Origin of the sequence: Sphingomonas sp. Sph1(2015) (assembly GCF_001970915.1) — a bacterium.
Classification (GTDB): Bacteria; Pseudomonadota; Alphaproteobacteria; order Sphingomonadales; family Sphingomonadaceae; genus Sphingomonas; species Sphingomonas parapaucimobilis.
On record NZ_MQUI01000003.1, the window covers coordinates 1 to 25,023 of the forward strand.

18 protein-coding genes and 1 pseudogene are annotated in these 25,023 nt (G+C 66.2%); 10 read left to right on the forward strand and 9 right to left on the reverse strand.

Features of this window, described 5'->3' with window-relative positions:
• Nucleotides 1-127 precede the first annotated feature (127 nt).
• The 4 genes and pseudogenes from BSZ14_RS01725 to purD form a co-directional block, all read right to left on the reverse strand.
• Nucleotides 128-448, reverse strand: a pseudogene (locus BSZ14_RS01725) (IS5 family transposase); the annotation flags it as partial.
• A gap of 53 nt (nucleotides 449-501) precedes the next feature.
• Entirely contained in the window at nucleotides 502-1,071 is a 570-nt protein-coding gene (locus BSZ14_RS01730; RefSeq protein WP_076709516.1) for a hydrolase, read from the reverse strand.
• Between the two features lie 34 nt (nucleotides 1,072-1,105).
• Nucleotides 1,106-1,852: a hypothetical protein gene (locus BSZ14_RS01735; RefSeq protein WP_076709517.1), complete on the reverse strand. Its 747-nt coding sequence runs from the start codon at nucleotides 1,850-1,852 to the stop codon at nucleotides 1,106-1,108.
• A 70-nt stretch (nucleotides 1,853-1,922) separates the two neighbouring features.
• Nucleotides 1,923-3,200: a phosphoribosylamine--glycine ligase gene (gene purD / locus BSZ14_RS01740; protein ID WP_076709519.1), complete on the reverse strand. Its 1,278-nt coding sequence runs from the start codon at nucleotides 3,198-3,200 to the stop codon at nucleotides 1,923-1,925.
• Here purD and xseA point away from each other — a divergent pair.
• The 3 genes from xseA to BSZ14_RS01755 are packed head-to-tail and all read left to right on the forward strand — an operon-like array spanning nucleotide 3,199 to nucleotide 5,713.
• Entirely contained in the window at nucleotides 3,199-4,617 is a 1,419-nt protein-coding gene (xseA, locus tag BSZ14_RS01745) for an exodeoxyribonuclease VII large subunit (protein ID WP_076709520.1), read from the forward strand. The two genes, purD and xseA, sit on opposite strands and share 2 nt — an antisense overlap.
• Nucleotides 4,618-4,634: 17 nt before the next feature.
• On the forward strand, nucleotides 4,635-4,835 hold the full coding sequence (locus BSZ14_RS01750) for a DUF2093 domain-containing protein (protein WP_076709521.1): 201 nt from the start codon (nucleotides 4,635-4,637) through the stop codon (nucleotides 4,833-4,835).
• A gap of 2 nt (nucleotides 4,836-4,837) precedes the next feature.
• A complete protein-coding gene (locus BSZ14_RS01755) occupies nucleotides 4,838-5,713 on the forward strand; it encodes a M23 family metallopeptidase (RefSeq protein ID WP_076709523.1) in 876 nt (291 codons plus the stop codon).
• Between the two features lie 12 nt (nucleotides 5,714-5,725).
• Here the strand turns inward: BSZ14_RS01755 and BSZ14_RS01760 are convergent, their stop codons facing one another.
• Together BSZ14_RS01760 and BSZ14_RS19195 are read right to left on the reverse strand one after the other, a co-directional pair.
• Nucleotides 5,726-6,217, reverse strand: coding sequence for a hypothetical protein (locus BSZ14_RS01760; RefSeq protein ID WP_042487180.1), 492 nt, complete (start codon nucleotides 6,215-6,217; stop codon nucleotides 5,726-5,728).
• A 38-nt stretch (nucleotides 6,218-6,255) separates the two neighbouring features.
• Nucleotides 6,256-6,501 (reverse strand): hypothetical protein, encoded by a 246-nt coding sequence (locus tag BSZ14_RS19195; protein ID WP_139330258.1) that lies wholly within the window; start codon nucleotides 6,499-6,501, stop codon nucleotides 6,256-6,258.
• Nucleotides 6,502-6,789: 288 nt separating this feature from the next.
• On the opposite strand from BSZ14_RS19195, the gene BSZ14_RS01765 reads away from it, so the two are divergent.
• The 3 genes from BSZ14_RS01765 to BSZ14_RS01775 all read left to right on the forward strand — a co-directional run bounded on the left by BSZ14_RS01765 (nucleotide 6,790) and on the right by BSZ14_RS01775 (nucleotide 14,155).
• Nucleotides 6,790-9,783: a TonB-dependent receptor domain-containing protein gene (locus tag BSZ14_RS01765; protein WP_076709524.1), complete on the forward strand. Its 2,994-nt coding sequence runs from the start codon at nucleotides 6,790-6,792 to the stop codon at nucleotides 9,781-9,783.
• Between the two features lie 429 nt (nucleotides 9,784-10,212).
• Nucleotides 10,213-13,281, forward strand: coding sequence for a TonB-dependent receptor domain-containing protein (locus BSZ14_RS01770; RefSeq protein ID WP_076709526.1), 3,069 nt, complete (start codon nucleotides 10,213-10,215; stop codon nucleotides 13,279-13,281).
• A 112-nt stretch (nucleotides 13,282-13,393) separates the two neighbouring features.
• Nucleotides 13,394-14,155: a 2OG-Fe(II) oxygenase gene (locus tag BSZ14_RS01775; protein ID WP_241823603.1), complete on the forward strand. Its 762-nt coding sequence runs from the start codon at nucleotides 13,394-13,396 to the stop codon at nucleotides 14,153-14,155.
• A gap of 42 nt (nucleotides 14,156-14,197) precedes the next feature.
• Here BSZ14_RS01775 and clpB read toward each other — a convergent pair whose 3' ends face one another.
• Nucleotides 14,198-16,777 carry an ATP-dependent chaperone ClpB gene (gene clpB / locus BSZ14_RS01780; protein ID WP_076709529.1) on the reverse strand — a complete coding sequence of 860 codons (2,580 nt, stop codon included), beginning with the start codon at nucleotides 16,775-16,777 and terminating at the stop codon, nucleotides 14,198-14,200.
• 212 nt (nucleotides 16,778-16,989) lie between these two features.
• On the opposite strand from clpB, the gene BSZ14_RS01785 reads away from it, so the two are divergent.
• The 4 genes from BSZ14_RS01785 (at nucleotide 16,990) to BSZ14_RS01800 (ending at nucleotide 23,064) form a co-directional block, all read left to right on the forward strand.
• Nucleotides 16,990-19,842 (forward strand): M16 family metallopeptidase, encoded by a 2,853-nt coding sequence (locus BSZ14_RS01785; protein WP_076709531.1) that lies wholly within the window; start codon nucleotides 16,990-16,992, stop codon nucleotides 19,840-19,842.
• Nucleotides 19,843-19,854: 12 nt separating this feature from the next.
• Entirely contained in the window at nucleotides 19,855-20,154 is a 300-nt protein-coding gene (locus BSZ14_RS01790) for a hypothetical protein (RefSeq protein ID WP_042487165.1), read from the forward strand.
• A 242-nt stretch (nucleotides 20,155-20,396) separates the two neighbouring features.
• Nucleotides 20,397-22,202 (forward strand): DUF885 domain-containing protein, encoded by a 1,806-nt coding sequence (locus BSZ14_RS01795; protein WP_076709532.1) that lies wholly within the window; start codon nucleotides 20,397-20,399, stop codon nucleotides 22,200-22,202.
• Nucleotides 22,203-22,248: 46 nt separating this feature from the next.
• Entirely contained in the window at nucleotides 22,249-23,064 is an 816-nt protein-coding gene (locus tag BSZ14_RS01800; RefSeq protein WP_076709534.1) for an energy transducer TonB, read from the forward strand.
• 164 nt (nucleotides 23,065-23,228) lie between these two features.
• Here the strand turns inward: BSZ14_RS01800 and BSZ14_RS01805 are convergent, their stop codons facing one another.
• Together BSZ14_RS01805 and purE are read right to left on the reverse strand one after the other, a co-directional pair.
• On the reverse strand, nucleotides 23,229-24,284 hold the full coding sequence (locus BSZ14_RS01805; RefSeq protein WP_076709535.1) for a 5-(carboxyamino)imidazole ribonucleotide synthase: 1,056 nt from the start codon (nucleotides 24,282-24,284) through the stop codon (nucleotides 23,229-23,231).
• Nucleotides 24,285-24,288: 4 nt separating this feature from the next.
• Entirely contained in the window at nucleotides 24,289-24,768 is a 480-nt protein-coding gene (gene purE, locus BSZ14_RS01810; RefSeq protein ID WP_076709537.1) for a 5-(carboxyamino)imidazole ribonucleotide mutase, read from the reverse strand.
• Nucleotides 24,769-25,023: the final 255 nt, after the last annotated feature.

Genomic DNA, 25,023 nt, shown 5'->3' on the forward strand with positions numbered 1-25,023 from the left:
TATGAGGACCAGGACGCGCGGATCTCCATCTTGGCCAATGACCTTGCGTCAAAAGGCCGGATACGTTTTCGCAGACTGATCAGAATAGCTGACACAAACCGCTTGCCGACGGGGCGGGCCATACGTTTGCGCCGCTTGCATCGGCGTGGACTTTCGAAATGGTGCTGTCGATCAGGACGTATTCGAAGTCCGGCGTGTCCGCCAGGCTATGGAAAAGCCGTTCCCAGACACCGGCATGCGACCAGCGCCGGAACCGCGCGTGTACGCCCGTCCACTTGCCAAACACTTCCGGCAGGTCGCGCCAGCGTGCCGCGTTGCCCGCCATCCACAAAATCGCGTCCACGAAAAGCCGGTTGTCCACGCCGCTGCGCCCTCGCGTTCCTTCACGCCCGGGCAGATATCTAGCGATCCGCTCCCATTGCTCATCTGTCAGCGTGCGTCTGCTCATCAACCGGCTCCTTCGCCAGCCTTGAATCAGAACCCACGGAAAAACGGAATCCTCTAAATGCAGACGCCGCCTAGTGCTATATCCCCCGACGCCATGACCCGCGTAAACAGCGGGAAGATATGTTCGACCGCAAAGGTGTGCATCTCGGTCGAGCGCGACGAACACGCGTCCTCGGCGATGACCACGTCATAGGACAGTTCCCACGCCGAGCGTGCGGTCGATTCGACGCCCATGTTCGTCGAGATGCCCGCGATCACCACCGTCCGTACCCCGCGCCGCCGCAATTGCAGGTCGAGGTCGGTGCCGGTGAACGCGCCCCAATGATGCTTCAGCACGACAATGTCGCCGGGCTGGCGCAGGTCGGGGACCAGTTCGCTGAATTCCGGCGGGGTGCCCTCCGGCGGCAGGCTGGGGCGGTCGGCGTTGAGGCTGGGCATCGTCTCGGGCGTGAAGCCGACATGGACCAGCACGACCGGCGCGCCCGCCTCGCGGAAGCGGGCCGCCAGCGTCCTGGCGGTCGCCACCACCACCTCGCCCGATCGTGGCCCGCCCGCATGGGAAACGATGCCCTGTTGCAGGTCGATGAGGACGAGGGCGGTGGTGCGGGGATCGAGCATCGTCATCCCCGCTCAACCGGCCGGGCGGCGGGGCGTTCCGTCAGAGTCGCCCGAACACCGCCTCGAACCCCGCACGGTCGCCTGCCGCGAGCAGCCGCGCCTGTTCCAGCCAGCGGTCGCGCGCCATGCGGCCCGAAAAGGCGCCAAGCTGCGCGTCGAGCGCCTGCGCCTGTGACTCACTGAGCGCGGCCATGTCGCCGACCGTGGTGATACCGTGCTCGGCCAGCTTCTGGGTGAGCTTGGGACCCAGGCCCTTGAGCAGTGTGATTGGCTGATCCTCCGGCCGCGCCGGTTCGGCAGGAGATTCAGTGGGGGCGGGCGCGGCTTCGGCGGCTGGGCTGGCGGTCATCGGCGCGGCGGCGACGACCGGTTCGTCGTTCAGCGGTTCGTCCGCGATGACCGGCTCTTCGGGCGCGGCAGGCGTCGGCATGACCGGCGTCTCGACCGGCGCAGGCGTCGGGGCCGGGGAAGGCGGCGGTGCGGCCGGGGCAGGCACCGGTGCAGGAGTGGGCGCGGGCGTGGGCGTCGGGTGCGCCTTGGGCTCGGTCAGCGAGGCTTCGCTGATCGGCTTGTGGTCGGGCTGGCGCACCGACAAACCGGCTTCCTGTGCATTTTCCTCCACCCGGCGCGCGGCCTGCTTGCGGCGATGCTTCAGGCGCATGCCGACCACGATGATCGCGATCGCCGCCAGCGCGACGATGGCGAGCAGGACGAAATGGATGGTCGTGATCGCCGCCACGCCATCGGGTATCAGGCTCGTCGCCGGTGCTGCGGTCGTATCGTTCATGGCTTCACCCTATTGTCCACCCATTGCCCGCCCATTGCCTCAGGGGTGCGCGTCGCCCCAATCGCTGGGATCAAAGCTCGGTTCCCGCTTCGCGCGCAACCTCGCGCCAGCCGATGTCGCGGCGGCAAAAGCCGTCGGGGAAGCGGATCGCATCGACCGCGCGATAGGCGGCGGCCTGCGCCTCGCCCACGGTCGCGGCGCTGGCGGTGACCGCCAGCACGCGGCCGCCGCTGGCCACCAGTTGTTCGCCGTCCATCCTGGTGCCCGCCTGGAACACCACCGCGCCGGTCGCCTCGGCGTCGTCGATCGCGTCGATGGCCCCGCCCGCCTTGGGCGTGCCGGGATAACCCGCAGACGCCATCACCACGGTCAGGGCTGGATCGTCCGAGAAATCGGGCGCGGGGAGTTCGGCCAGACGCCCCTCGGCCACCGCCAGCATCACCGCCAGCAGATCGCCCTGGAAGCGCAGCATCAGCACCTGGCATTCCGGGTCGCCGAAGCGGGCATTATACTCGATCAGCTTCGGCCCCTGCTCGGTCAGCATCAGCCCGGCATAGAGCACGCCCGAAAAGGGCATTCCCTCGGCGCGCAGCGTATCCACGGTCGGCCGCACGATCCGGTCGATCGCCTGCTGCTCCAACTCGGGCGTCAGGACGCGCGCGGGGCTGTACGCGCCCATGCCGCCGGTATTGGGGCCGGTATCGCCGTCGCCGACACGCTTGTGATCCTGTGCCGAGCCGAAGGGGAGCAAGGCCTCGCCATCGGTCAGGACGAAGAGGCTCGCCTCCTCGCCCTCCAGAAATTCCTCGATCACGACCTCGGCGCCGGGGACCGAGAACAGGTCGGTGATCGCGCCCTCGGCCTCGGCCTTGGTGAAGGCGACGGTCACGCCCTTGCCAGCGGCCAGGCCATCGGCCTTGATGACCACCGGCAGGCCGAAGGTGGTGGCGAGTGCGGCTTGCGCCTCCGCCAGCGTGTTGACGCGGACATAGCCCGCGGTCGGGATGTCGGCGCGGCGGCACAGGTCCTTGGTGAAACCCTTCGACCCCTCCAGTTGCGCGGCGGCCTTGCTCGGCCCGAACACCGGCACGCCTTCTGCGCGGAGCGAATCGGCCAGGCCGTCGACCAAAGGCGCTTCGGGGCCGACAACGACCAGGCCGATATCGTGATCCTTCACGAAGGCCACCACGGCGGCATGATCGGTCGCGTTCAGCGCCACGCACGTCGCATGGGCGGCGATACCGGGGTTGCCGGGCGCGGCGTAGAGCGTATCTAACCCGTTCGACTGTGCCAGCTTCCACGCCAGTGCGTGTTCGCGGCCACCCGATCCCAGCAGCAGGACGTTCATGCCCGATCCTTATCCCTATGACGAAAGTTCGAGGCTGGTAGCCGAGGAGATCGCCGGCGACAACGCGCTCGCGCTATCGGTCGGCGAACTCAGCCTGAAGCTGAAGCGGATGGTGGAGGGCGAGTTCGGTCATGTCCGCCTGCGCGGTGAGATTTCGGGGTATAAGCGCGCGACCTCGGGCCATGTCTATATGAGCCTGAAGGACGAAAATGCGGTCATCGACGCGGTGATGTGGAAGGGGGCGGCCAATACCTTGCCCTTCCAGCCGCAGGACGGGATCGAGGTGATCGCCACCGGCCGCCTGACCACCTTCCCCGGCCGCTCCAAATATCAGATCGTCGTCGAGCGGATGGAGCTGGCGGGTGCGGGCGCGCTGATGGCGCTGCTCGAAAAGCTGAAGGCCAAGCTGGCGGACGAGGGGCTGTTCGCGCGCGAACGGAAAAAGCCGCTCCCCTTCATGCCGCCGGTGATCGGCGTCGTCACCTCGCCTACGGGGGCGGTCATCCGCGACATTCTCCACCGGCTGGAGGATCGCTGTCCCACCCATGTCGTCGTCTGGCCGGTCAAGGTGCAGGGCGACGGCTCGGCCAGGGAGATTGCGGCGGCGATCCGGGGTTTCGATGCGATCGAACCCGGCGGCCCGGTGCCGCGCCCCGACCTGGTGATCGTCGCGCGCGGCGGCGGCTCGATCGAGGATCTCTGGTCGTTCAACGAGGAGGTCGTGGTGCGCGCGGTCGCCGACTGCTCCATCCCGATCATCTCGGCGGTGGGGCATGAGACCGACACGACGCTGTGCGACTATGCCGCGGACCTGCGCGCGCCGACCCCCACGGCGGCGGCGGAGATCGCGGTGCCGGTGCTGGCCGACATCCGCCTGACCGTCGCCGCGCAGGGGCAGCGCGCCGAGCGGTGCGCGCGGCGCTATGTCGAACGCGGGCGCGAGCAATTGACGGCGATGGCGCGGCTGTTGCCCAAGCGCGACCAGTTGCTGGGGCCGCAGCGCCAGCGGGCGGACGAAGCGGGGGCGCGGCTCGACCGGGGACTGGAGCGGCGGGTGACGCTGGCGCGCGGCGGGCTGGACCGGGCGGGCGCGGCGCTGCGGCCCGCGATCCTTGAGCGGCAGGTGGAGCGCGGGCGCGACCGGCTGGCCTCGACCTGGCGGCTGGTCCAGTCGCTCAACCCCGATCGTATCCTGGAGCGCGGCTATGCCCGGATCACCGCGCGGCCGGGTGGCGAGACACTGTCCTCGGCCGAGGCGGCGCGGGCGGCCGATACGCTGACCCTGCGCTTCCGCGACGGCACGGTGGACGTGGCGGTGGAGGCGGCCGGGGTTGAGCGGCCTGCTCTCAAAACCTATGACAAGCCCAGGCGGGAGCAGCCGAAACAGGCTGGGCCGGATCAGCCGACGCTCCTTTGACCCCGAAAGAGACCAACATGCTGATGTCGAACACCGATCGCCCCGCGCGGCTTCATTATATGGCCAATGGCTTTCGTGTCCTGTCGCCGGGCGATCACGTCGTCTGCGCGGTGACGGGGCGGCGCATCGCGCTCGAAGACCTGAAATATTGGAGCGCGGCGCGGCAGGAAGGCTATGCCGATGCCGAGGCGACGGCGAAGGTGCTCGGTCCGCAATGAGGATGGGGGGCGGAGTCGTTGCGTTGCTGCTCACCGGATGCGTGGCACCGGCCGAACCCATGGCGGCACCCGCCACCACCCAAGCCCCACGCCCCGCTCCAGCCCCTGTCGCCATTCCCCTGACCCCGTTCCACTGGACCGGGCAGCTCAGCCAGGGCGGCTTGATCCACGGGCAGGCCCCGACCGGGGCGGTGTCAGTGACGCTCGACGGACAAGTCCTGCCGCTGGCCCCGGACGGGGCGTTTTTGGCTGGATTCGACCGTGACGCAGGGGCATCGGCCGAACTGGTCGCCAGCTTGCCCGACGGCCGACAGGTGCGGCAGCCATTGACCATCGCGCCGCGTGACTGGCGGATCGAGCGGCTGAACAGGCTGCCCAAATATCCCGTGCCGGATCCCGAATTCCAACGGCGGCGTCCCCCCGAACTCGCCTTGATACGGGCCGCCCGTGCGCAGGAAACCGATGCGGAGGGCTGGCGTCAGACGCTGGCATGGCCTGTGACGGGGCGCATCTCGGGGCTGTTCGGGGCGCAGCGCGTCTATCGCGGCGAGCCGGGCAGCTATCACTCGGGCACCGACGTCGCGGCCTCGACCGGGACCATCGTCCGCGCCCCCGCCGACGGCGTCGTGATCCTGGCGGCTGAGCAGCCCTTCACGCTGGAGGGGCATCTGCTGATGCTCGATCACGGCCAGGGGTTGAACAGCGCCTTCCTGCACTTGTCGCGGATCGACGTCCGCGTCGGCGACCATGTCCGCCAGGGCCAGCCGATCGGCGCGGTCGGTGCCACGGGCCGCGCCACCGGCCCGCACCTCCACTGGAGCCTGCAATGGCGCGGCCGCAAGCTCGACCCGCTGCTGGTGACGGGGCCGATGCCGTGAGGGGCGGCGGGGTCAGCGGATGCGCTTGACCAGCACCGAGCGACCGCCCGCGATCGAAGCGCGATAGCCGCTGAGCGGCGCTTCCTTCAGGACGATCCTGTCGCCGGGATCGGGGGGGAAGGTCAGGGCATCGATCGTTTGCCAGACGGAGCCGTTGGCCAATTCCAGATTCCACCGGCCATAGCTGTTGGCCGCCTTCGCCGACGTGATCTTGGTATCGATCTGGCGAACCTCGGTATTGGCGTCGTCCTTACCGCCGCCGAACATGTCGCTCGTCGGGGTGGCGAGGCCGAACCGGGATTGCTTGCGCGCGATGACGGCCTTGCGGTCCATCACCATGAGCTCGCCGGATGCGCGCGATGCCAGGATGGTAGCCGTGGCCTGGTCATAACAGGCCAAGCGCGCGCCATCTTGGGTAATAGCCCTGCATCGGGACAGTTCATCGACCTGGCGGACGACGGAGCCATCCTGCGCACTGGCTGGAATGGCGGTCAGGATCGCCACTGTTCCGGCAACCGCCATCCACCCGTTTCGCAACATGTTCAGTTCCCGCCTGCTCGACCGGAGCCATCCGACACGGCGCGTTGCGCAAGATCGCGGCTCGCCTCGCGCTGACGAGCCCATTCCTCACGCGTCATGCACAGTTTCTTGGTTTTCACGAACGATCCCGTTTCGACGATACGACGACAGATCGGTTTGTCCGCCGCAGCCGGATCGACCGGGGGCCTTGCGGGTGCGGCTGCGGCAGAACTCTGTGCCGCCAATGCCAGGAGCAGACCAAGTGTCATCGTGCATCTCCCATTCTGAAGGTCGTTCGGTACGCCCCGCACGACGATATCCGTCCGGAACGCAACATAGGCAATATGCTTCTTTTATTACCTGACCGAAGCCCTGCGTCCGTCCATTGGCCATGCAGCGCCATCCTGTTGCACTTATGCTACAATGCAGCAAAAAGGACATAATCTTTCAAATGGCGATTGTATAAGGTTTTACCAGCCGGTTAGGCTGCCCCCAGCAGCAGGGTTAACCTGCGCTAATGATCGGCCCGGTCAAACGGGCGACAAAAGGGGTAAGATATGAAGCAGTTCATGCGAGGCCAGTTGCTGGCGTCCAGCTTGCTGGCCGGAAGCGCCATTTTCGGCGCCGTTCCCGCTTTCGCGCAGACGACGGACCAGGCTGGCAATGCGCCGGTCGCCGCGCCGCCCGCCGCGCAGGAGCCGGGTGTCCAGACCAACGAGTCCACCAGCGCCACGACGCAGGGCGGTGACGTCGTCGTCACCGGCACGTTGATCCGCAATCCGAACATCATCGCGACCAGCCCGGTGACCGTCGTCAGCCAGGAGGAAATCCAGCTCCGTCAGGTCAACGTCGCCGAGCAGATCCTTCGCGAACTGCCGGGTGCGGTTCCGTCGATCGGCTCGCAGGTGAACAACGGCAATGGCGGTGCGTCCTTCGCAAACCTGCGTGGCCTTGGCACCAACCGCAACCTGATCCTGCTGGACGGCGCGCGTATCGCGCCCGCAGGCCTGGGCGGCGCGACCGACCTCAACAACATTCCGCTGGCGCTGATCGAGCGTACGGACGTGCTGACCGGCGGTTCGTCGACCACCTATGGCGCGGACGCGGTTGCGGGCGTCATCAACTTCATCACCCGCAGCGACTTCTCGGGCGTCGACGCGTCGCTGACCGACCAGATCACGGGCAAGGGCGACGGCCACAGCTATCGTGCCGAACTGACCGTCGGTGCCAATATGGATGACGGCCGTGGCAACGCGGTGCTGAGCCTCGGCTATCAGGAAACCGACCCCGTCTATCAGGGCGATCGCGATTTCGGTGTGCAGTCGATCGATTCCTATACCGGTACCGCAGGCGGCTCGGGCACGACCGTTCCGGGTGTCTTCTCGGTGGCGAATGTAGGCACGCGCCAGCTGAACAGCACCGGCACGGCTCTGGTCCCGATTTATTCGCGGTTCAACTTCAATCCGTACAACATCTATCAGACGCCGTTCCGCCGCTTCAACATCTTCGGCTCGTCGAAGTATGAGGTGTCGGACCACCTGGAATTCTACAGCCAGGCGATGTTCTCTAAGAACACGGTGTCGACCATCATCGCCCCGTCGGGAACCTTCGGCAACACGCTGACCGTCCCGATCAGCAACCCGTATCTCTCGGGCGGTGTGCGCGACACCTTCTGTCTGAACGCCGTTGACGCCGATCCCAACACGGCAGGCCGTCAGGCGCCGACCCAGGCGCAGTGCAACAGCTATTACGGTGCCACCAGCACCACCGATCCGAACTATCGCACCTTCACGACCTCTGCATCGCGTCGCTTTGTCGAGGCCGGGCCGCGTATCAGCGAATACACGACCCAGCTGTTCAATATCCGCGCGGGTGTTCGCGGCGCGCTGGTCGGCAACTTCAACTACGACGTGTTCGGCGCCTATGGCGAGAGCGAGAACGTCCAGCGCCAGTCGGGCAACGGCCTGCTGTCGCGTCTCCAGCAGGCCGCGCTGGCGACCAGCACCACGAGCTGCGTCAACACCGCCAACAATTGCGTTCCGATCAACCTGTTCGGCCCGGCTGGCAGCATCACTGCGAATCAGCTGGGCTTCCTGCTCGGCGTGAACACCAGCAGCGCGACCCTGACGACGCTCGGCACCCTGCGCGGCGTCATCTCGGGCGACTTCGGCGTATCGAGCCCCTTTGCCGAAACCCCGATCAGCATCGCGTTCGGCGGCGAGTATCGCAAGTACACCGCCCGCACGACGTCGGATGCGGCGACGCAGACGCCTGGTGAAGTGCTCGGCAATGGTGCGGCCAGCCCGGATGCCAGCGGCCGTTATGACGTCAAGGAAGGGTTTGTCGAACTCAACGTCCCGGTCGTCGAGGACAAGCCGTTCTTCCGCAGCCTGAACCTGGAAGCGGGTGCCCGTTATTCGGACTATTCGCGCTCGGGCGGCAACTGGACCTGGAAGGTCGGCGGCAGCTGGGAGCCGGTGGCTTCCTTCAAGCTGCGTGCCCTGTACAACCGCGCGGTTCGCGCCCCCAATATCGGCGAGCTCTTTTCGCCGGTCGTGACCGGGCTCGACAATCTGGCGGTCGATCCTTGCGCCGGTGCGGCGCCGACCACCAACGCCAATCTGCGCGCAGTCTGCCTGGCGCAGGGTGCTCCGGCATCGACCATCGGCAACATCCTCAATGGTTCGTCGGGGCAGATCAACACCACGGGTGGCGGCAATCCCAATCTGGGCGTCGAAAAGGCCAGCACCTTTACGGTCGGTGCGGTGATCCAGCCGACCTTCCTGTCTGGCTTCTCGCTGACCGTCGACTATTACAACATCAAGGTCGACAACGCGATCGGCGCGCCGACCGTGGGTGACGTGATCAACGGCTGCTTCGGCAACCTGACTGCGGCGAGCGCGACCAGCACGGCCTGCACGGGCATTCGTCGTAACCCGCTGACCGGCGGCCTCGACGGTAGCGCGGCAGATACGCTCGGCCTGCCGGTGCCGCTGGCCAATATCGGCCAGCTGCTGACCGACGGTATCGATCTGGCTGCAAACTACCGCCACAATCTGGGCTTCGGCAAGCTGACCCTGAACTTCATGGGCAACTGGACCAACCGCTCGAAGTATCAGGCGACCCCGACCTCGATCTACCGCGAGTGCACCAGCTATTATTCGGTGAACTGCGGCTCGATCCAGCCGGAATTTTCGTTCAACCAGCGTACCACGCTGACCATCGACAAGGTCGATCTGTCGGTCCTGTGGCGTTACCTGGCCCCGGCCAAGTATGAGCCGCTGGCGCTGGCCGACGATATCGCCGCGGGTGGCGGCCCTGTCGCCGCCTACCAGCGGATCAAGGCCTATCACTATTTCGACCTGACCACGCGCTTCCAAGCGACGGATCGTTTCTCGCTGCTGTTCGCGGTGCGCAACGTGTTCGATCGCAAGCCGCCGTTCGTGGGCTCATCGATCGGTTCTACCAGCTTCAACAGCGGTAACACCTACCCGTCGACCTACGATCCGCTGGGTCGCCTGTTCTCGGTCACGGCGCGCGTTACGTTCTGATCCGATCACAGAATTGCCTCATCAGGGCGGTGGCTTCAGCCACCGCCCTTTTTTTGTGCGTCGCTGGGGCACGCGATCCTCACAAGTTCCTTGCAGGGCAGCGGACAGGCCTTTCCCACTTTCCAATTTTTGTCAGGCTTCGCCGCCTCAACCCCCATCGGAACTACGGCAAAAATATTGTCGCAAAATGTATCAAAAACATAATACTCGGCATTTTATGCAATCGATATCATGGTATTATGTAAGAGTGTATGTCGCATCGGCCATTGCGTAACGCGTGGTTACCTGTTGCATTTTTCCCATCTTTACAATGGCGCTGCTCCGTACCAATCAAGCAACATTCGGTTACGGAGCGGAAATTCCGTTTCGCGAAGTCAGGTAGACCGACGAGCCGAAATCGGACGTCGGACGGGAAAAGGGGTATAGACCATGACCTATTCGTGGATGGGGCCGCGCAAGCTGGGCCTGTTGGGCACCGTTGCGCCGCTGTCAATGCTGTTGGGGGCGCCCGCGCTGGCGCAGAGCGTGCCGGCCGCCAATCAGAATGCCGAAGCCAATGCCCAGGTCGCGCAGGGTGCCGAACAGGCGGATGCGGGCACCGGCGGCGACATCATCGTCACCGGATCGATCATTCGCGGTGCCGACACCGGCGTGTCGCCTGTATCGACGATCACCGCCGAAAATCTCGACGTGCGCGGCATCAACACGGTGCAGGCGGGCATCCAGGCGCTGGCGTCGAACAATGGCCCGGCGCTGACCAACTCGTTCACCGCCAATGGTGCGTTTGCGAGCGGCGCTTCGTCAGTGTCGCTGCGCGGCCTGTCGACCAACTCGACGCTGGTCCTGTTCGACGGCCTGCGCGCCGCCTATTATCCGTTGTCGGACGACGGCACGCGCAACTTCGTCGACCTGAACACCATCCCCGACGACATCGTCGACCGCGTCGAAGTGCTGCGCGACGGCGCCTCGTCGAGCTACGGCGCGGACGCGATCGCGGGCGTGGTCAACATCATCACCAAGCGCTCGGTAAAGGGCGTGATGGGTCGCGCCGAAGCGGGCATCTCGCAGCGCGGCTATAACGCCAACCAACGCGTCTCGCTGACCGCGGGCACCGGCGACCTGGATGAGCAGGGCTACAACGCCTATGTCAGCGGCTTCTACTATCGCTCGGAAGGCGTCCGCGCGAGCCAGCTGCCCGCGCCTTACAACACGAGTGACGAGCGCGGCATCTGTAGCGATCGTACCAATGTGCGGGTGTGTGGACCCAATAACATTACGAATGGGTTCGATGCCAATGGGCAAGTCACCGGCAACTTCGGGATAAATACGCCGAATTTCTATGTCCTTCCAGCTGACGCTGGTAATACTACGGCGCTTGGCAGGTACCAGCTCCTCAACCCGGCGGCGGGATGTCTGACGGGCACCCTTTATAACCTCAATGCTGCTGAATTGGCGCAGCGGAACGCCACCGCACCCGGCACCGTCTGCCAGGTCGACACCCAGCGCCTGTACGGCAACATCACGCCCGACATCGAGCGTGTCGGCGGTTCGGCGCGCTTCACCGCCAAGATCGGTGACACGTCGGAAGCCTATTTGCAGGTCAATTTCCAGCAGGCGACGACCAGCTATACCGGGTCGCCGACCACGATCCGCGCCAATGCGCCCGCCGGTATCCTGTTCCCGCAATATTCGACGTCGCAGAACCCGACCTCGGCGATCGATCCCAATTCGGCGATCCTGGCGCTGCCGGTCTATGTGTGCCCGCGCACGACGGTCGGCGCGTGCAACGTCACCAATGGCACGCTGAACCCGAACAATCCGTTCGCCGCCGCAGGGCAGGTCGCGCGCCTGGTCGGCCAGCTGCCGAACAGCTTCGAATCGACCAGCACCCGCAGCCGCGTCTATCGCGCCGCCTTCGGGATCAACGGCACGATCCTGAACGACGTCGACTATCGCTTCGATGCGACCGCGATGCACACCGATCTGCGCCTCGAGCAGAACGGCTATGTCTACATCCAGCACCTGCTCGATGTGATCAAGGACGGCAGCTACAATTTCATCAACCCGGGCCAGAACAGCCAGGCGACGCTGAACTATCTGACGCCGACCAACATCACCAACGACAGCTCGGATCTGCTGCAGGCGCAGTTCACGCTGGGTAAGGCGATCATGACCCTGCCGGGCGGCGACCTGCGCGTCGCGGTCGGCGGTTCGATCTTCTACGAAGCGATCGACGCGCCCAGCGCGAACTCGGACGAGAATGGCCCGACCCAGCGTTATTTCCGCCTGAACGCGTTCGGCACCAAGGGCAACCGCACCGTGTCGTCGGCCTTTTATGAGGTCAACGCGCCGGTCGTCGATCAGCTGACGCTGAACGCCTCGGGTCGCTACGACCATTATTCGAGCGGTCAGAGCGCCTTTTCGCCGAAGTTCGGTGCGATCTTCAAGCCGATCCGCCAGGTGACGCTGCGTGGCACCTATTCGCGTGGCTTCCGTATCCCGTCCTTCGGCGAGGCGAACGCACTGCCCACCACGGGCTACGTGACCCAGACCTTGAACGGTATTCCGGCGGAAATACTTCGGCAGTACAGCATCAATCCGGGTGCTGGGCAAATTTGCTCGGCGGCTGCTCCAGCCAATTGCTCGTCCTATATCACCAACTACTCGATCGGCCAGACAACGTTGGCGTCACAGAATCTCGCGCCCGAAAAGTCGCGCAGTTTCACCGCCGGTATCAAGGTCGATCCGGTGCGCGGCCTGTCGCTGACCGTCGATTATTATAACATCCGCAAGACCGGGGCGATTACCACGCCCAACTTGTCGCCTGCGATCGACGCCTATTATGCGGGGACCGCGATCCCCGGCGGCTTCACGGTCATCCCGGATGCGGTCGACGTGAACAACCCGAACGCCACGCCGAAGATCGCCTTTGTCCGTTCGCAGCTGATCAATGCCCAGACGATCAAGTCCGAAGGCATCGATTTCGGCATGAACGGCTTTTACGATTTCGGTTCGTTCCGCTGGAACACCAACCTGAACGCAAGCCTGATCCTGGAGCTGAGCACGACGGTGGACGGCAAGCGCCAGACCTATGTCGACACGCTCGGCAACTTCAACCTGACGGCCGGTTCGGGTACGTTCGAGTGGAAGGGCAACTGGGTCAACACGTTCGACTTCGGCGACTTCGCGTTCACGGGCACGGTCAACTACACCTCGGGCTATGACCTGTCGGCCATGGACCAGGGCGATGCGTACAAGGACTGTGGCCAGGCCCCAGCCTATTTCGGCTGTCGCGTGAAGAGCTACATCACCGCGGATGCGAACGCGTCGTTCAAGGTCAACGACAAGTTCACATTCTATGTGAACGTGCTGAACGTCTTCAACCGCCTGCCCCCGGTCGATCCGGTCACCTACGGCGCGTATCTATACAACGCGGTGCAGGGCGGCGACGGCATCTTCGGCCGCTCGTTCCGCGCGGGCGCCAAGTTCAACTTCTAACCCCAGGGTCCGCTTCGGCGGATCCCACTTGCAGGGGCGGTTCCTTCGGGAGCCGCCCCTTTTTCTTGGGCTGCGGAACGCGATCGGTTGCGCGTATTTCCGGTTGCTGGCGGTGCCCGGATGGTCGAACAGTCGCGACATGGACCTGCCGCCGCTTCAACTCAATTCGTCCCTCGACCCCGATCGGCTGGCGCGCGACTTCGCACAGGACGGGCGTGTTCGGATTCCGGCCATCCTGACCAATGAATGCGCGGCCTGGTGGCATGACCATCTGCGCCAGCGCAGCGACTGGCGGCAGGTCGTGAACAGCGGCGATCGGATATTCGAACTGGACCGCGCCACCCGCCAGGGGATGCGTGCGGAGCAGCGACAGGCGTTGGAGGATGCCGTCTATGCGGGGGCGCGTAACGGCTTCCAATATCGCTATGAGACCATTCGTACGCCCGATGCTGCGGCCGCGCGGGGTGCGAGCGACGATCCACTGGCGGCCTTTGCCCGCTGGATGTCCCAGGGGCCGACGCTCGATCTATTTCGCAAAATCGTCGGCGACGATGCGATCGCCATGGCCGATGCACAGGCGACGGCCTATGCGCCTGGGGATTTTCTGACCGGCCATGACGACGGCGTGGCGGGCAAGAACCGGGTGGCGGCCTATGTCCTGGGGCTGACGCCCGCCTGGCGGTGCGAATGGGGTGGGCTGCTGCTGTTCCACCCTGAACAGGGCGATGCGGCGGAAGCCTGGGTGCCGCAGTTCAACACGCTCAATATCTTCGCCGTGCCGCAACCGCACAGCGTATCGGAAGTAACCCGCGCCGCGCCCTATCGCCGTTATGCGATCACCGGCTGGTTGCGACGCGGGCCTGTCCCGGGCTGAGGGGGGGGCGAGGCCGGGATGGTTTCCCGGCCTCGCACGGGCTCAGGCGACCGACAGCGCCAGCTTGCCGTCGCCCTCGTCCACGGTGACGGTCGATCCGTCCTTGACGCTCCCGCGCAGGATTTCCTCGGCCAGCGGGTCCTGCAGGTGGCGTTGCACCGCGCGGCGCAGCGGCCGGGCGCCATAGACCGGGTCATACCCCACCCGGCCCAGCCATTCGCGGGCGGCATCGGTCAGGTGCAGGGCGATCTTGCGATCGCTCAGCAGCTTGGCGACGCGGCCGACCTGGATGTCGACGATCGGTCCCATATGGCTCTGACCCAGCCGGTGGAACAGGATGATCTCGTCCAGCCGGTTGAGGAATTCGGGGCGGAAATGGCCGCGCACGATTTCCATCACCTGCGGCTCGACGCTCTCGACGCTCTGCCCCTCCTCGACGCTCGCCAGATATTGGCTGCCCAGGTTCGAGGTCAGGATGATGAGCGTGTTCGAGAAGTCGACCGTCCGGCCCTGGCCATCGGTCAGGCGACCGTCGTCCAGCACCTGGAGCAGCACGTTGAACACGTCGCCATGCGCCTTCTCCACCTCGTCGAACAACACGACCTGATAGGGGCGCCTGCGCACCGCCTCGGTCAGCACGCCGCCTTCCTCATAGCCGACATAGCCGGGAGGGGCGCCGATCAGCCGGGCGACGCTGTGCTTCTCCATGAATTCGCTCATGTCGATGCGCACCATCGCGCTAGGGTCGTCGAACAGGAATTCGGCGAGCGCCTTGGTCAGCTCGGTCTTGCCGACGCCCGTCGGCCCCAGGAACAGGAAGCTGCCCAGCGGCCGGTTCGGGTCTTGCAAGCCAGCGCGCGCGCGGCGCACGGCGGTGGAGACGGCGCGCACCGCATCCTCCTGCCCGATAACGCGCTTGCCGATGACCTCCTCCATACGGAGCAGCTTCTCGCGCTCGCCCTGGAGCATCCGGTCGACCGGCACGCCGGTCCAGCGGCTGACCACGCCCGCGATGTCGTCGGCGGTCACTTCCTCGCGCAGCATCGCGCCCTCGGTCGCGGACTGGGCCTCGGCGAGTTGCTTCTCCAGCTGCGGGATACGGCCATAGGACAGCTCGCCAGCCTTGGCGAGGTCACCGCTGCGTTGCGCCTGATCGAGTTCGATGCGCGCCTGGTCGAGCTGTTCCTTCAGCTTCGCCTCGCCCGCGATCTTGTCCTTCTCCGCCATCCAGCGCTGGGTCAGGGCGTGCGACTGCTCCTCCAGATTGGCGAGTTCCTCCTCCAGATGGCCGAGCCGGTCGATGCTGGCGGCGTCGCTCTCGCGGCGCAGCCCCTCGCGCTCGATCTTCAGGCGAAGGATACGGCGGTCGAGCGTCTCGATCTCCTCGGGCTTGGACTCCACCTCCATGCGGATGCGGCTGGCGGCCTCGTCCATCAGGTCGATCGCCTTGTCGGGCAGGAAACGATCGGTGATGTAGCGGTTCGACAGCGTCGCCGCCGCCACCAGCGCGCCGTCGGTGATGCGCACGCCGTGATGGAGTTCGTACTTCTCCTTCAGGCCGCGCAGGATCGAGATGGTGTCCTCGACCGTCGGCTCGCCGACGAACACCGGCTGGAAGCGCCGCTGGAGCGCGGGGTCCTTCTCGACATATTTGCGATACTCATCCAGCGTGGTCGCGCCGACGCAGTGCAGTTCGCCGCGCGCCAGGGCAGGCTTGAGCAGATTGGAGGCGTCCATCGCCCCGTCGCCCTTGCCTGCGCCGATCAGCGTGTGCATCTCGTCGATAAACAGGATGATGTCGCCCTCGGCGGCCTTCACCTCGTCCAGCACGCCCTTCAGTCGCTCCTCGAACTCGCCGCGATATTTGGCACCGGCGATCAGGGCACCCATGTCGAGCGCCATCAGCTTGCGGTCCTTCAGCGTGTCCGGCACGTCGCCATTGGCGATGCGCAGCGCGAGGCCTTCGGCGATCGCGGTCTTGCCGACGCCGGGCTCACCGATCAGCGCGGGGTTGTTCTTGGTCCGGCGCGCGAGAATCTGGATGGTGCGGCGGATTTCCTCGTCGCGGCCGATCACGGGGTCGAGTTTGCCGTCACGCGCCACCTGCGTGAGGTCGCGGGCGAATTTCTTTAGCGCGTCGTAACGGTCCTCCGCGCCCGCCGTGTCGGCGGTACGGCCCTGGCGCAGCTGTTCGATCGCGCCGTTCAGGGCCTGCGCGTTCACGCCGCCCGCCGCCAGCGCCTTGCCCGCCGCATTGGTGGAGGACAGCGCGAGGGCCAGCAGCAGCCGTTCGACGGTGACGAAGCTGTCGCCCGCCTTTTGCGCGACCTGCTCGGCCTGATCGAGCACGCGCACCAGATCATTGTCGAGGCCCGGCGACGACTGCGCACCCGAGCCGGAGACGGCCGGAATCTTGGCCAGCGCGGCATCGGTTTCCCGCTCGACGCGCTTCGCATCGCCGCCCGCCGCCTGGATCAGGCCGGACGCCATGCCCTGATCGTCCTCGATCAGCGCCTTGAGGAGATGTTCGGGGGCGATACGCTGATGGCTGTTGCGGATCGCCACGGTTTGCGCGGCTTGCAAAAAGCCTTTGGCGCGGTCGGTGAATTTTTCGAGGTTCATCTGGTCTTCCTGTCGCTTTCCAGGTCAGATGGTGTTGCATTTTAGCAACACAAGGGGTGGGCGGAATTTCCTGTCCGCAACATGGGATGGCCGTTTCGATAACGAAAGGGTCGAAAGCCTTTCCGAATGAAATCCGTGCGTCGCGCCGGATTGCGGTCCGCCGCGCGGGCGCTATGCTCGGACCATACACCTGAGTGGGGAGACTCAAAGATATGCGTATCAAGTCCGTGGCGCTGACCGGCGCCGCCGCCCTTGCGTTCGTCGTGCCGGGGCAGGCCGTTCTGGCCCAGGCCACGCCGAATGCCGCGCCCGCCGCCAAGCCTGCGCCCGTGTCGGCGCTCGTGAAGGCGGTCGACATCCCCTATCAGACCTTCACTCTCAAGAACGGTCTGCGTGTCGTCGTCCATACCGATCGCAAGGCGCCGGTCGTGGCGGTCAGCGTGTGGTATGATGTCGGGTCGAAGCACGAGCCGAAGGGCAAGACGGGCTTTGCGCATCTGTTCGAGCATCTGATGTTCAACGGCTCGGAAAACGCGCCGGGCGATTTCTTCGCGCCGCTCAAGTCGGTGGGGGCGACCGACTATAACGGCACCACCTATTTCGACCGGACCAATTATTTCGAGACGGTGCCGACCGCCGCGCTCGACCGTGCGCTGTTCCTGGAATCGGATCGCATGGGCTATCTGCTCGGCGCGGTGACGCAAGGGGTGCTGGATGAACAGCGCGGCGTCGTCCAGAACGAGAAGCGCCAGGGCGACAACCAGCCTTACGGCCTGACCCAGTACAAGATCCTGAGCGGCCTGTTCCCCGAGGGGCATCCCTATGCCCACTCCACCATCGGGTCGATGGCCGACCTCGACCAGGCCTCGCTGGAGACGGTGAAGGACTGGTTCCGCAGTCACTATGGCCCGAACAACGCCGTGCTGGTGCTGGCGGGCGATATCGATGTCGCGACCGCCAAGCCGCTGGTCGAGAAATATTTCGGCGCGATCCAGCCGGGTCCGAAGAGCGTCCTGCCGACCGTCACCATCCCCACGCTGCCCGCGCCCGTCAACGAGGTGATGAAGGACCGCGTCGCCGCCGTCATGATCAGCCGCAACTGGGCGGTGCCGGGGCTGAACGATCCCGAGACGGCCTCGCTGGTCGTGGCGGGTTCGGTCCTGGGCGGGCTGGCCTCCTCGCGGCTCGACAACATCCTGGTGAAGCAGGAAAAGCTGGCGGTGCAGGTGTCGGCGGGTGATCGCCCCTTCTCGCAGGTCGGCATGTTCAACATGACCGCGATCGTCCGTCCCGGTGTCGATCCGGCGCTGGTCGACAAGCGGATGGGCGAGATCCTGGCCGATTTCCTGAAGAACGGCCCGACCGCCGACGAGGTGCAGCGCGCCGTCACCCGCTTCGTGTCGGGGCGTGTCCAGGGGCTGGAATCGGTCGGCGGCTTCGGCGGCAAGGCGGTAGCACTGGCCGAGGGCACGCTCTATTCCAACGATCCCGGCAAATATAAGAAGCAGCTGGAAGGGATCGCGTCGCAGACGCCCGCGACCGTCAAGGCGGCGGCAAACAAGTGGCTGTCGCGCCCGGCCTATACGCTGACCGTCGTGCCGGGGGCGCGTGACGCCTATGAGGAAGCCAAGGTGCCGCCGCGCGCCGATGTGCCCGCCGCCCCCGACCAGGCGCCCAAGGGCACGCGTGGCGGCCTGCCCGATGTCGGGCAGGTCAAGCCGCTGAGCTTCCCCGCCGTCCAGCGCAGCCGCCTGGCCAATGGGATCGAGCTGATCTACGCCCAGCGCACCGCCGTGCCGGTCACCCAGATCGCGACCTCGTTCGATGCCGGTATCGCCGCCGACGTGCCGGGCAAGCTGGGCACGCAGCGCATGGTGCAGGCGATGCTCGACGAGGGCACGACCCATCGCAACACGATCGCCATCGCCGAGGAGCAGGAGCGGCTGGGCGCGACGATCGGATCGAGCGCATCGAACGACCGCACCGTCGTCGGGCTGGACGTGCCCAGCATCAACCTGGCCCCCGCGCTCGACCTGTATGCCGATATCCTGCGCAACCCGGCCTTTCCCGATCCCGAACTGGCGCGGGTGAAGGCGCAGACGCTGGCCGGCATCAAGCAGGAGCTGACCAGTCCGCAGGGGCTGGCGAGCCGCGTCCTGCCGCCGCTCGTCTATGGGCCGACCAGCCCCTATGCCAAGGCGCAGGGGGCGGGCGATCCGGCGGCGGTCGCGGCGATGACCCGCGACCAGCTCGTGGCGTTCCAGCAGGCGTGGCTGCGTCCCGACAAGGCGAAGATCTTCGTCACCTCGGACCGCCCGCTGGCCGAGGTGAAGGCGGCGCTCGACCGGGTGTTCGGCGATTGGAAGGGCACCGGCACGGCGGGCGTGAAGAGCTTCACCGCGGGCCAGCCCTCCGCGCCGAAGATCGTGCTGGTGGACCGGCCCGACAGCCCGCAGTCGATGATCCTGGCGGGCGCGCCGACCGCGCTGAAGGGGGTGGACGACCTGCTGCTCCAGAACACGGCGAACGACGCGCTGGGTGGCAGCTTCCTCAGCCGGATCAACACCGATATCCGTGAGAACAAGCATTGGTCCTACGGCGTGCGGGGCGGGTTCCAGACCTCGGAATTCGCGGCGCCCTATATCATGTCGGCACCGGTTCAGGCGGACAAGACCGGCCCGTCGATCGACGCGCTGCGCACCGACGTCACCGAGTTCCTGACCACCAAGCCGATGGACCGGGTCGAATATGACCGCGCGATCACCGGCGCGATCCGATCGCTGTCGGGCAATTTCGAAACCTCCGGCGCGGTCCTGTCGGCGATGCAGACCAATGACCTGTATCGCCGCCCGGACAATTATTATGCGACGATCACCCAGCGTTATCAGGCGATGACCCTGCCGGAGCTGAACAAGTCGATCCAGGCCGCGTTCAACCCCAAGAGCTTCGTCTGGGTGGTGGTCGGCGATGCCAAGACGGTCAAGCCGCAGCTCGATACGCTGGGCCTGCCGGTCGAGGTGATCGAACCGGCGGCGGTCGTCGCACCCGCTCCGGCGGCACAATAAGGGAGAGTGAGAATGGCGGATATCGACGGGACCTGGGACTGCATCGTCAAGTCGCCGCTGGGCGACCAGGAAATGACGCTGACGGTCACCACCGAGGGCGACCGCTTCACCGGCTCCGGCGGCGGCCAGATGGGCGCGATGGAGATTGCGGGCGATGTGTCGGGCAACACGATCACGTGGAAGATGTCGATCAGCTCGCCGATGCCGATGACGCTGGACTGCGAAGCGACCGCCGATGGCGACACGCTGACCGGGTCGGTCGGCGCGGGCGCGTTCGGCAGCTTCCCGCTGTCGGGCACGCGCGCGGGGTGATTTCCGCGTCTTGAGACGGGGAAGGGGCGGTGCGTCGGAGGACGGGCCGCCCTTTTTCTTGGGGGGCAGGGCGTGGGCTTCGACTTCGCTCAGCCTGAACGGGTTGAGGTATGAAGTCCCATTTCCCAACCGCCGTTCAGGCAGAGCGAAGTCGAAGCCCAAGGGGTGAACCCCACGACATAACCGGTTCAATTCCTGCCAAATCCCGTTACGCTGCCCCCAAAGACAAAAAGGGGACCAGCATGATCGACCGTCGCCATTTCCTGGGCGGGACCGCTGCGATGGCCGTCGCGATGCAAAGCGAGGCCATCGTCGCCCAGAATACCCCCTCGACCAAACTCACCGCGCTGTTCGACACGCTGGTCCAGGAACAGCTCCGCCGCAGCCCGGAAGCCGCGACCAATCTCGGCCTCGACATTGGCGCCAACGCCGATCTGCGCAGCAAATTGTCGGACCAGTCGCCCGCCGGAATCACGGCGGCCAGGGCGGCGACGCTGGCGGACCTGGCCCGGCTGCAGGCGATCGACCCCGCCACCCTGTCCCCCGAGGAGCGGATCGACCTGGAATCGATCCTTTATACCCGCCGCTCGGCGGAGGCCGTGCAGGCGTTCGACTTTGGCGGCAGCTCCTACGGCCCCAGCCCCTATGTCGTGTCGCAGCTGTCGGGGGCCTATCAATCGGTCCCCGACTTCCTCGACACCAAGCACAAGATCGCCAGCGCGGGCGATGCCGACGCCTATCTGATGCGGATGCGCGCCTTTGCCCGGCAGATCGACGCCCAGACCGACCGGATGCGCCATGATGCGGGGCAGGGTGTGGTGCCGCCCGACTTCATCCTGGACCTCGCGCTCGAACAGATGGGCAAGACGCGCCAGCCCGCCGACCAGGCGCTGGTCGTCCAGTCGCTCGCGCGTCGCGCGGCGGAAAAGGGGCTTGGCGATCGCTACGCTGCTCAGGCCAGGACGATCTATGACGCCGAAGTGCTGCCCGCACTGGACCGCCAGATCGCCTATGCCAGGGCGCTTCGGGCCAGGGCGACGCATGACGCGGGCGTCTGGAAACTCCGCGAGGGCGCGGCTTATTATCCGGTCGCGCTGAAGGCCAATACGACGACCAGCTTCTCGCCCGACGAGGTCCACCGTTTCGGCCGCGAACAGGCGGCGATGCTGTCGGCGCGGCTCGACGCGCTCCTGAAGAAACAGGGTTTCGCGAAGGGCACGGTCGGGCAGCGCATGGCCGCGCTCTACAAGAACCCGGACCAGCTTTACCCGAACACCGACGAGGGCAAGCGCGCCGCCATCGCCTATTGCAACGCGCGGCTGGACGCGATCCGCACCCGCCTGCCGCAGGTGTTCGAGCGTATCCCGCCCTATGGTTTCGAGGTGCGCCGCGTACCGCCCCAGACCGAGGCGGGCGCGGCGGCGGCTTTTGCGCAAGGCCCCGCCATCGACGGTTCGCGGCCCGGCCTTGTCTATTTCAACCTGAAGGACAGCGCCGACTGGCCCAAATTCTGCCTCGCGACGACCGTCTATCACGAAGGGCTGCCGGGCCATCAGATGGAGGGCGGCCTTGCGCTGTCGAACAGCCGCCTGCCGCTGATCCGCAAGATCAACGGCTTTTCGGGTTACGGCGAAGGCTGGGCGCTCTATGCCGAGCAGCTGGCGGACGAGATCGGCATGTATGACGACGATCCGCTGGGGCAGCTGGGCTATCTGAAGTTCCTGCTGTTCCGGGCCAATCGCTGTGTCGTCGATACCGGGCTGCATCATCTGCGCTGGACCCGCGAACAGGCGATCCGCCATTTCGTCGAGGCCGAGGGCGAGGCGGAGGGCTTCGCCACCCGCGAGGTGGAGCGTTACTGCGTCAATCCGGGGCAGGCGGCGAGCTACAAGCTGGGCCATTCGGTGTTCGTCGACATTCGCGACCAGGCGAAGAAGCATAAGGGCGCGGCGTTCGACCTGAAGGCGTTCCACACCGCCGTCCTGCGCCACGGCCGCGTGCCGCTCGACGTGCTGCGCCGCGTCGGGGAGGAGTGGGCCAGGGCTTGACCGACATCGGCATCGCGGTGATCTTCCGGAGCGGGAGACTATCGCGATGCAGGTCAGCGCTTCGATCGGGCCGGACGGCGGGCGGCGGCGGACGGCCATCCTTGCCACCGCGATGGTTCATGTCGCGTTCGTGGCTTTACTGATCTGGGGGGCGCCACGGCCCTCAACACGTCCGACCGAGCGCCCCGCGCTGACCCTGTTCGACCTGCCGCGCCCGCTGGACCCGCCGCCCGTTCCCGTCACGCCACCGCCGGTCGCCGCACGACCGGTCAAGCGCGAGAGCGCGGCCCTTCGCCCCACTGCCGGCGGCGGATCGCCGCGTCCGACGCGGGCACCGATGGCCGAGCAAGCGGCACCCGCCGCTGCCGCTCCGGCGCGGTTCGACCGGGTCGATCAGCCTGCACCCGCCGCAGAATTCAGCACCGACCTGCCGCTGCGCGCCGGGACGGCGGCGTCGGATGGCCGAGCTGTCGGCATCGCCAGTGGACGCGGCACCGGCGGCGAGGGCCGTGGGACCGGCAACGGACACGGCGATGGCGATGGCCCGGGCGAAGGAAGGCTTCGCTTCGCCCGGGCGGAATGGATCGAAAAACCGCCCCAGGACCTGATCGACCAGGCCTTTCCCGAAAGGGCGCGAAACGGCGGGGTCAGCGGCGTGGCGGTCTTGCTCTGCTTCGTCCCGACGCCCGGCCAACCCAAAAGCTGTTCGATTGCCGCCGAACGCCCGCGAGGGAGCGGTTTCGGTCCGGCGGCGCTGGGGCTCTATCGCAAATTCCGCATCCGCCCGGTGATGAAGGGCGACGAAGTCTATCAGGCCCAGGTGCTGGTGCCCGTGACCTTCGATGTCAAAAAACGACCTTAGACCGTGATGACATCGAATGGAGCCAACACATGCCCTTCCCCTTCAGGGGAGGGGGTGGGGTGGGGCCTCGCCACAGGTGGCACGCGTGCAGAAGCGCCCCACCCCTGGCCCCTCCCCTGAAGGGGAGGGGGGCATTTCAGGTCATCCTGCTATCGCGACGGGTCTTAGCGCACCACCCGCGTGATATGCCCCATCTTGCGCCCGGGCCGTGATTCGCCCTTGCCGTAAAGGTGCAGATGCGCCCCCTTCTCGGTCAGTGCGGATTCCCAGGCGTCGTCGCCGATCAGGTTTTCCATCTGCACATGCGCGCCGGTCAGCGACGTGTCGCCCAGCGGCAGGCCGCAGATCGCGCGGATGTGATTCTCGAATTGCGAGGTTTCGGCGCCTTCGATGGTCCAGTGTCCCGAATTGTGGACGCGCGGGGCCATTTCGTTGAAGACGGGGCCGTTCTCGGTCGCGAAGAACTCGCAGGCGAGCACGCCGACATAGCCCAGTTCCTCGGCGATGCGGATCGCGAGCGCGGTCGCCTCCTCGGCCTGGGCGGCGATCTCGGGCGGCGCGGGCAGGGTCGAGGTGCGCAGGATCGCGTCGCGATGGACATTGTGCGGCGGGTCGTAGCGCACCGCCCGGCCGTCCAGCCCGCGTGCGATCAGGATCGAGAATTCGTGGCTGAAATGGATGAACCCCTCCAGCACGGCGGGGCCGCCGATCGCCTCGAACGCGGCGGGGGCCTCGGCGATGTCGCGGATCAGCACCTGACCCTTGCCGTCATAACCGAAGCGCGTGGTCTTCAGGATGGCGGGGCAGCCGATCCGCTCCAGTGCGGCGGTCAGGTCGGCGGCGCAGTTCACCTCGGCCCAGGGGGCGGGGCGGCCGCCAACCTTCTCGACGAAGCTCTTCTCGGCGATCCGGTCCTGCGCGACGCGAAGCGCGGCCGGAGCGGGGTGGACGGGCAGCCGCTCGGCCAGCCATTCGACCGGCGTGACGTCGACATTCTCGAACTCATAAGTGACGACGTCGCAGGCGGCGACGAAATCGGCCAGCACGACCTTGTTGTGATAATCGGCGCGGGTCAGCGAGGACGCGGTCTGCGCCGCGACGCTTTCCTCATCGGGGGCCATCACATGGGTGCGATAGCCGAGTTGCGCGGCGGCCACCGCCAGCATCCGGCCCAACTGGCCGCCACCCAATATCCCGATCGTCGAACCCGGCTTCAACATTGGCTTACCCTTGCGGATCGTTGGCGACGCTGTCGGTCTGACGCTGGCGCCAGTCCTTCAGACGCTCGGTCAACGCATCGTCCGACAGCGACAGGATCGAGGCGGCGAGCAGGCCCGCATTGATCGCGCCCGCCTTGCCGATGGCCAGCGTGCCCACGGGAATGCCGCCCGGCATCTGGACGATCGAGAGCAGGCTATCCATGCCCTTCAGCGCCTTGGATTCGACCGGCACGCCCAGCACGGGCAGATGCGTCATGGACGCCGCCATGCCTGGCAGATGCGCGGCACCGCCCGCGCCCGCGATGATGACCTGGATTCCGCGATCGGCAGCGGTGGTCGCATAGTCGTACAGACGCTGCGGCGTGCGATGCGCGGAGACGACACGGGTTTCGTGGGGTACGCCCAGCGCCTCGAGCGTCTCGGCGGCATGCCGCATGGTTTCCCAGTCCGAGGTGGACCCCATGATGATCCCGACCGACGTCATATCCGCAATTCCGCCTTAGCCCCTTGAGCCCCGTTTCCGGGGAAGCGGGCTGACTAGCGGGACGGGGCGAGGGGGGCAACCTCCCGTATACGTTCGGACCTTTTCGCGTGGGTTTTTTGGTTCACGCGGAGGCGCGGAGACGCGGAGGTGGCGTCTCCAGCCGTAAGGCTGGTCTATCGAAGGCCAGGTAGAACAGGGGAGTGTCGGAGACGGCAGGGCGTCGCCGCCGCGCGCCGGATCTCTCCGCGCCTCCGC

Bases quoted from the DNA above. Each gene is read 5' to 3' on its own strand.
- purE (WP_076709537.1), bottom strand. From the start codon at position 24,768: ATGACGTCGGTCGGGATCATCATGGGGTCCACCTCGGACTGGGAAACC.
- BSZ14_RS01730 (WP_076709516.1), bottom strand. From the start codon at position 1,071: ATGACGATGCTCGATCCCCGCACCACCGCCCTCGTCCTCATCGACCTG.
- BSZ14_RS01800 (WP_076709534.1), top strand. From the start codon at position 22,249: ATGCAGGTCAGCGCTTCGATCGGGCCGGACGGCGGGCGGCGGCGGACG.
- BSZ14_RS01765 (WP_076709524.1), top strand. From the start codon at position 6,790: ATGAAGCAGTTCATGCGAGGCCAGTTGCTGGCGTCCAGCTTGCTGGCC.
- clpB (WP_076709529.1), bottom strand. From the start codon at position 16,777: ATGAACCTCGAAAAATTCACCGACCGCGCCAAAGGCTTTTTGCAAGCC.
- BSZ14_RS01805 (WP_076709535.1), bottom strand. From the start codon at position 24,284: ATGTTGAAGCCGGGTTCGACGATCGGGATATTGGGTGGCGGCCAGTTG.
- BSZ14_RS01755 (WP_076709523.1), top strand. From the start codon at position 4,838: ATGGGGGGCGGAGTCGTTGCGTTGCTGCTCACCGGATGCGTGGCACCG.
- BSZ14_RS01790 (WP_042487165.1), top strand. From the start codon at position 19,855: ATGGCGGATATCGACGGGACCTGGGACTGCATCGTCAAGTCGCCGCTG.
- BSZ14_RS01795 (WP_076709532.1), top strand. From the start codon at position 20,397: ATGATCGACCGTCGCCATTTCCTGGGCGGGACCGCTGCGATGGCCGTC.
- BSZ14_RS01785 (WP_076709531.1), top strand. From the start codon at position 16,990: ATGCGTATCAAGTCCGTGGCGCTGACCGGCGCCGCCGCCCTTGCGTTC.
- BSZ14_RS01750 (WP_076709521.1), top strand. From the start codon at position 4,635: ATGCTGATGTCGAACACCGATCGCCCCGCGCGGCTTCATTATATGGCC.
- BSZ14_RS19195 (WP_139330258.1), bottom strand. From the start codon at position 6,501: ATGACACTTGGTCTGCTCCTGGCATTGGCGGCACAGAGTTCTGCCGCA.
- BSZ14_RS01735 (WP_076709517.1), bottom strand. From the start codon at position 1,852: ATGAACGATACGACCGCAGCACCGGCGACGAGCCTGATACCCGATGGC.
- BSZ14_RS01770 (WP_076709526.1), top strand. From the start codon at position 10,213: ATGACCTATTCGTGGATGGGGCCGCGCAAGCTGGGCCTGTTGGGCACC.
- purD (WP_076709519.1), bottom strand. From the start codon at position 3,200: ATGAACGTCCTGCTGCTGGGATCGGGTGGCCGCGAACACGCACTGGCG.
- xseA (WP_076709520.1), top strand. From the start codon at position 3,199: ATGCCCGATCCTTATCCCTATGACGAAAGTTCGAGGCTGGTAGCCGAG.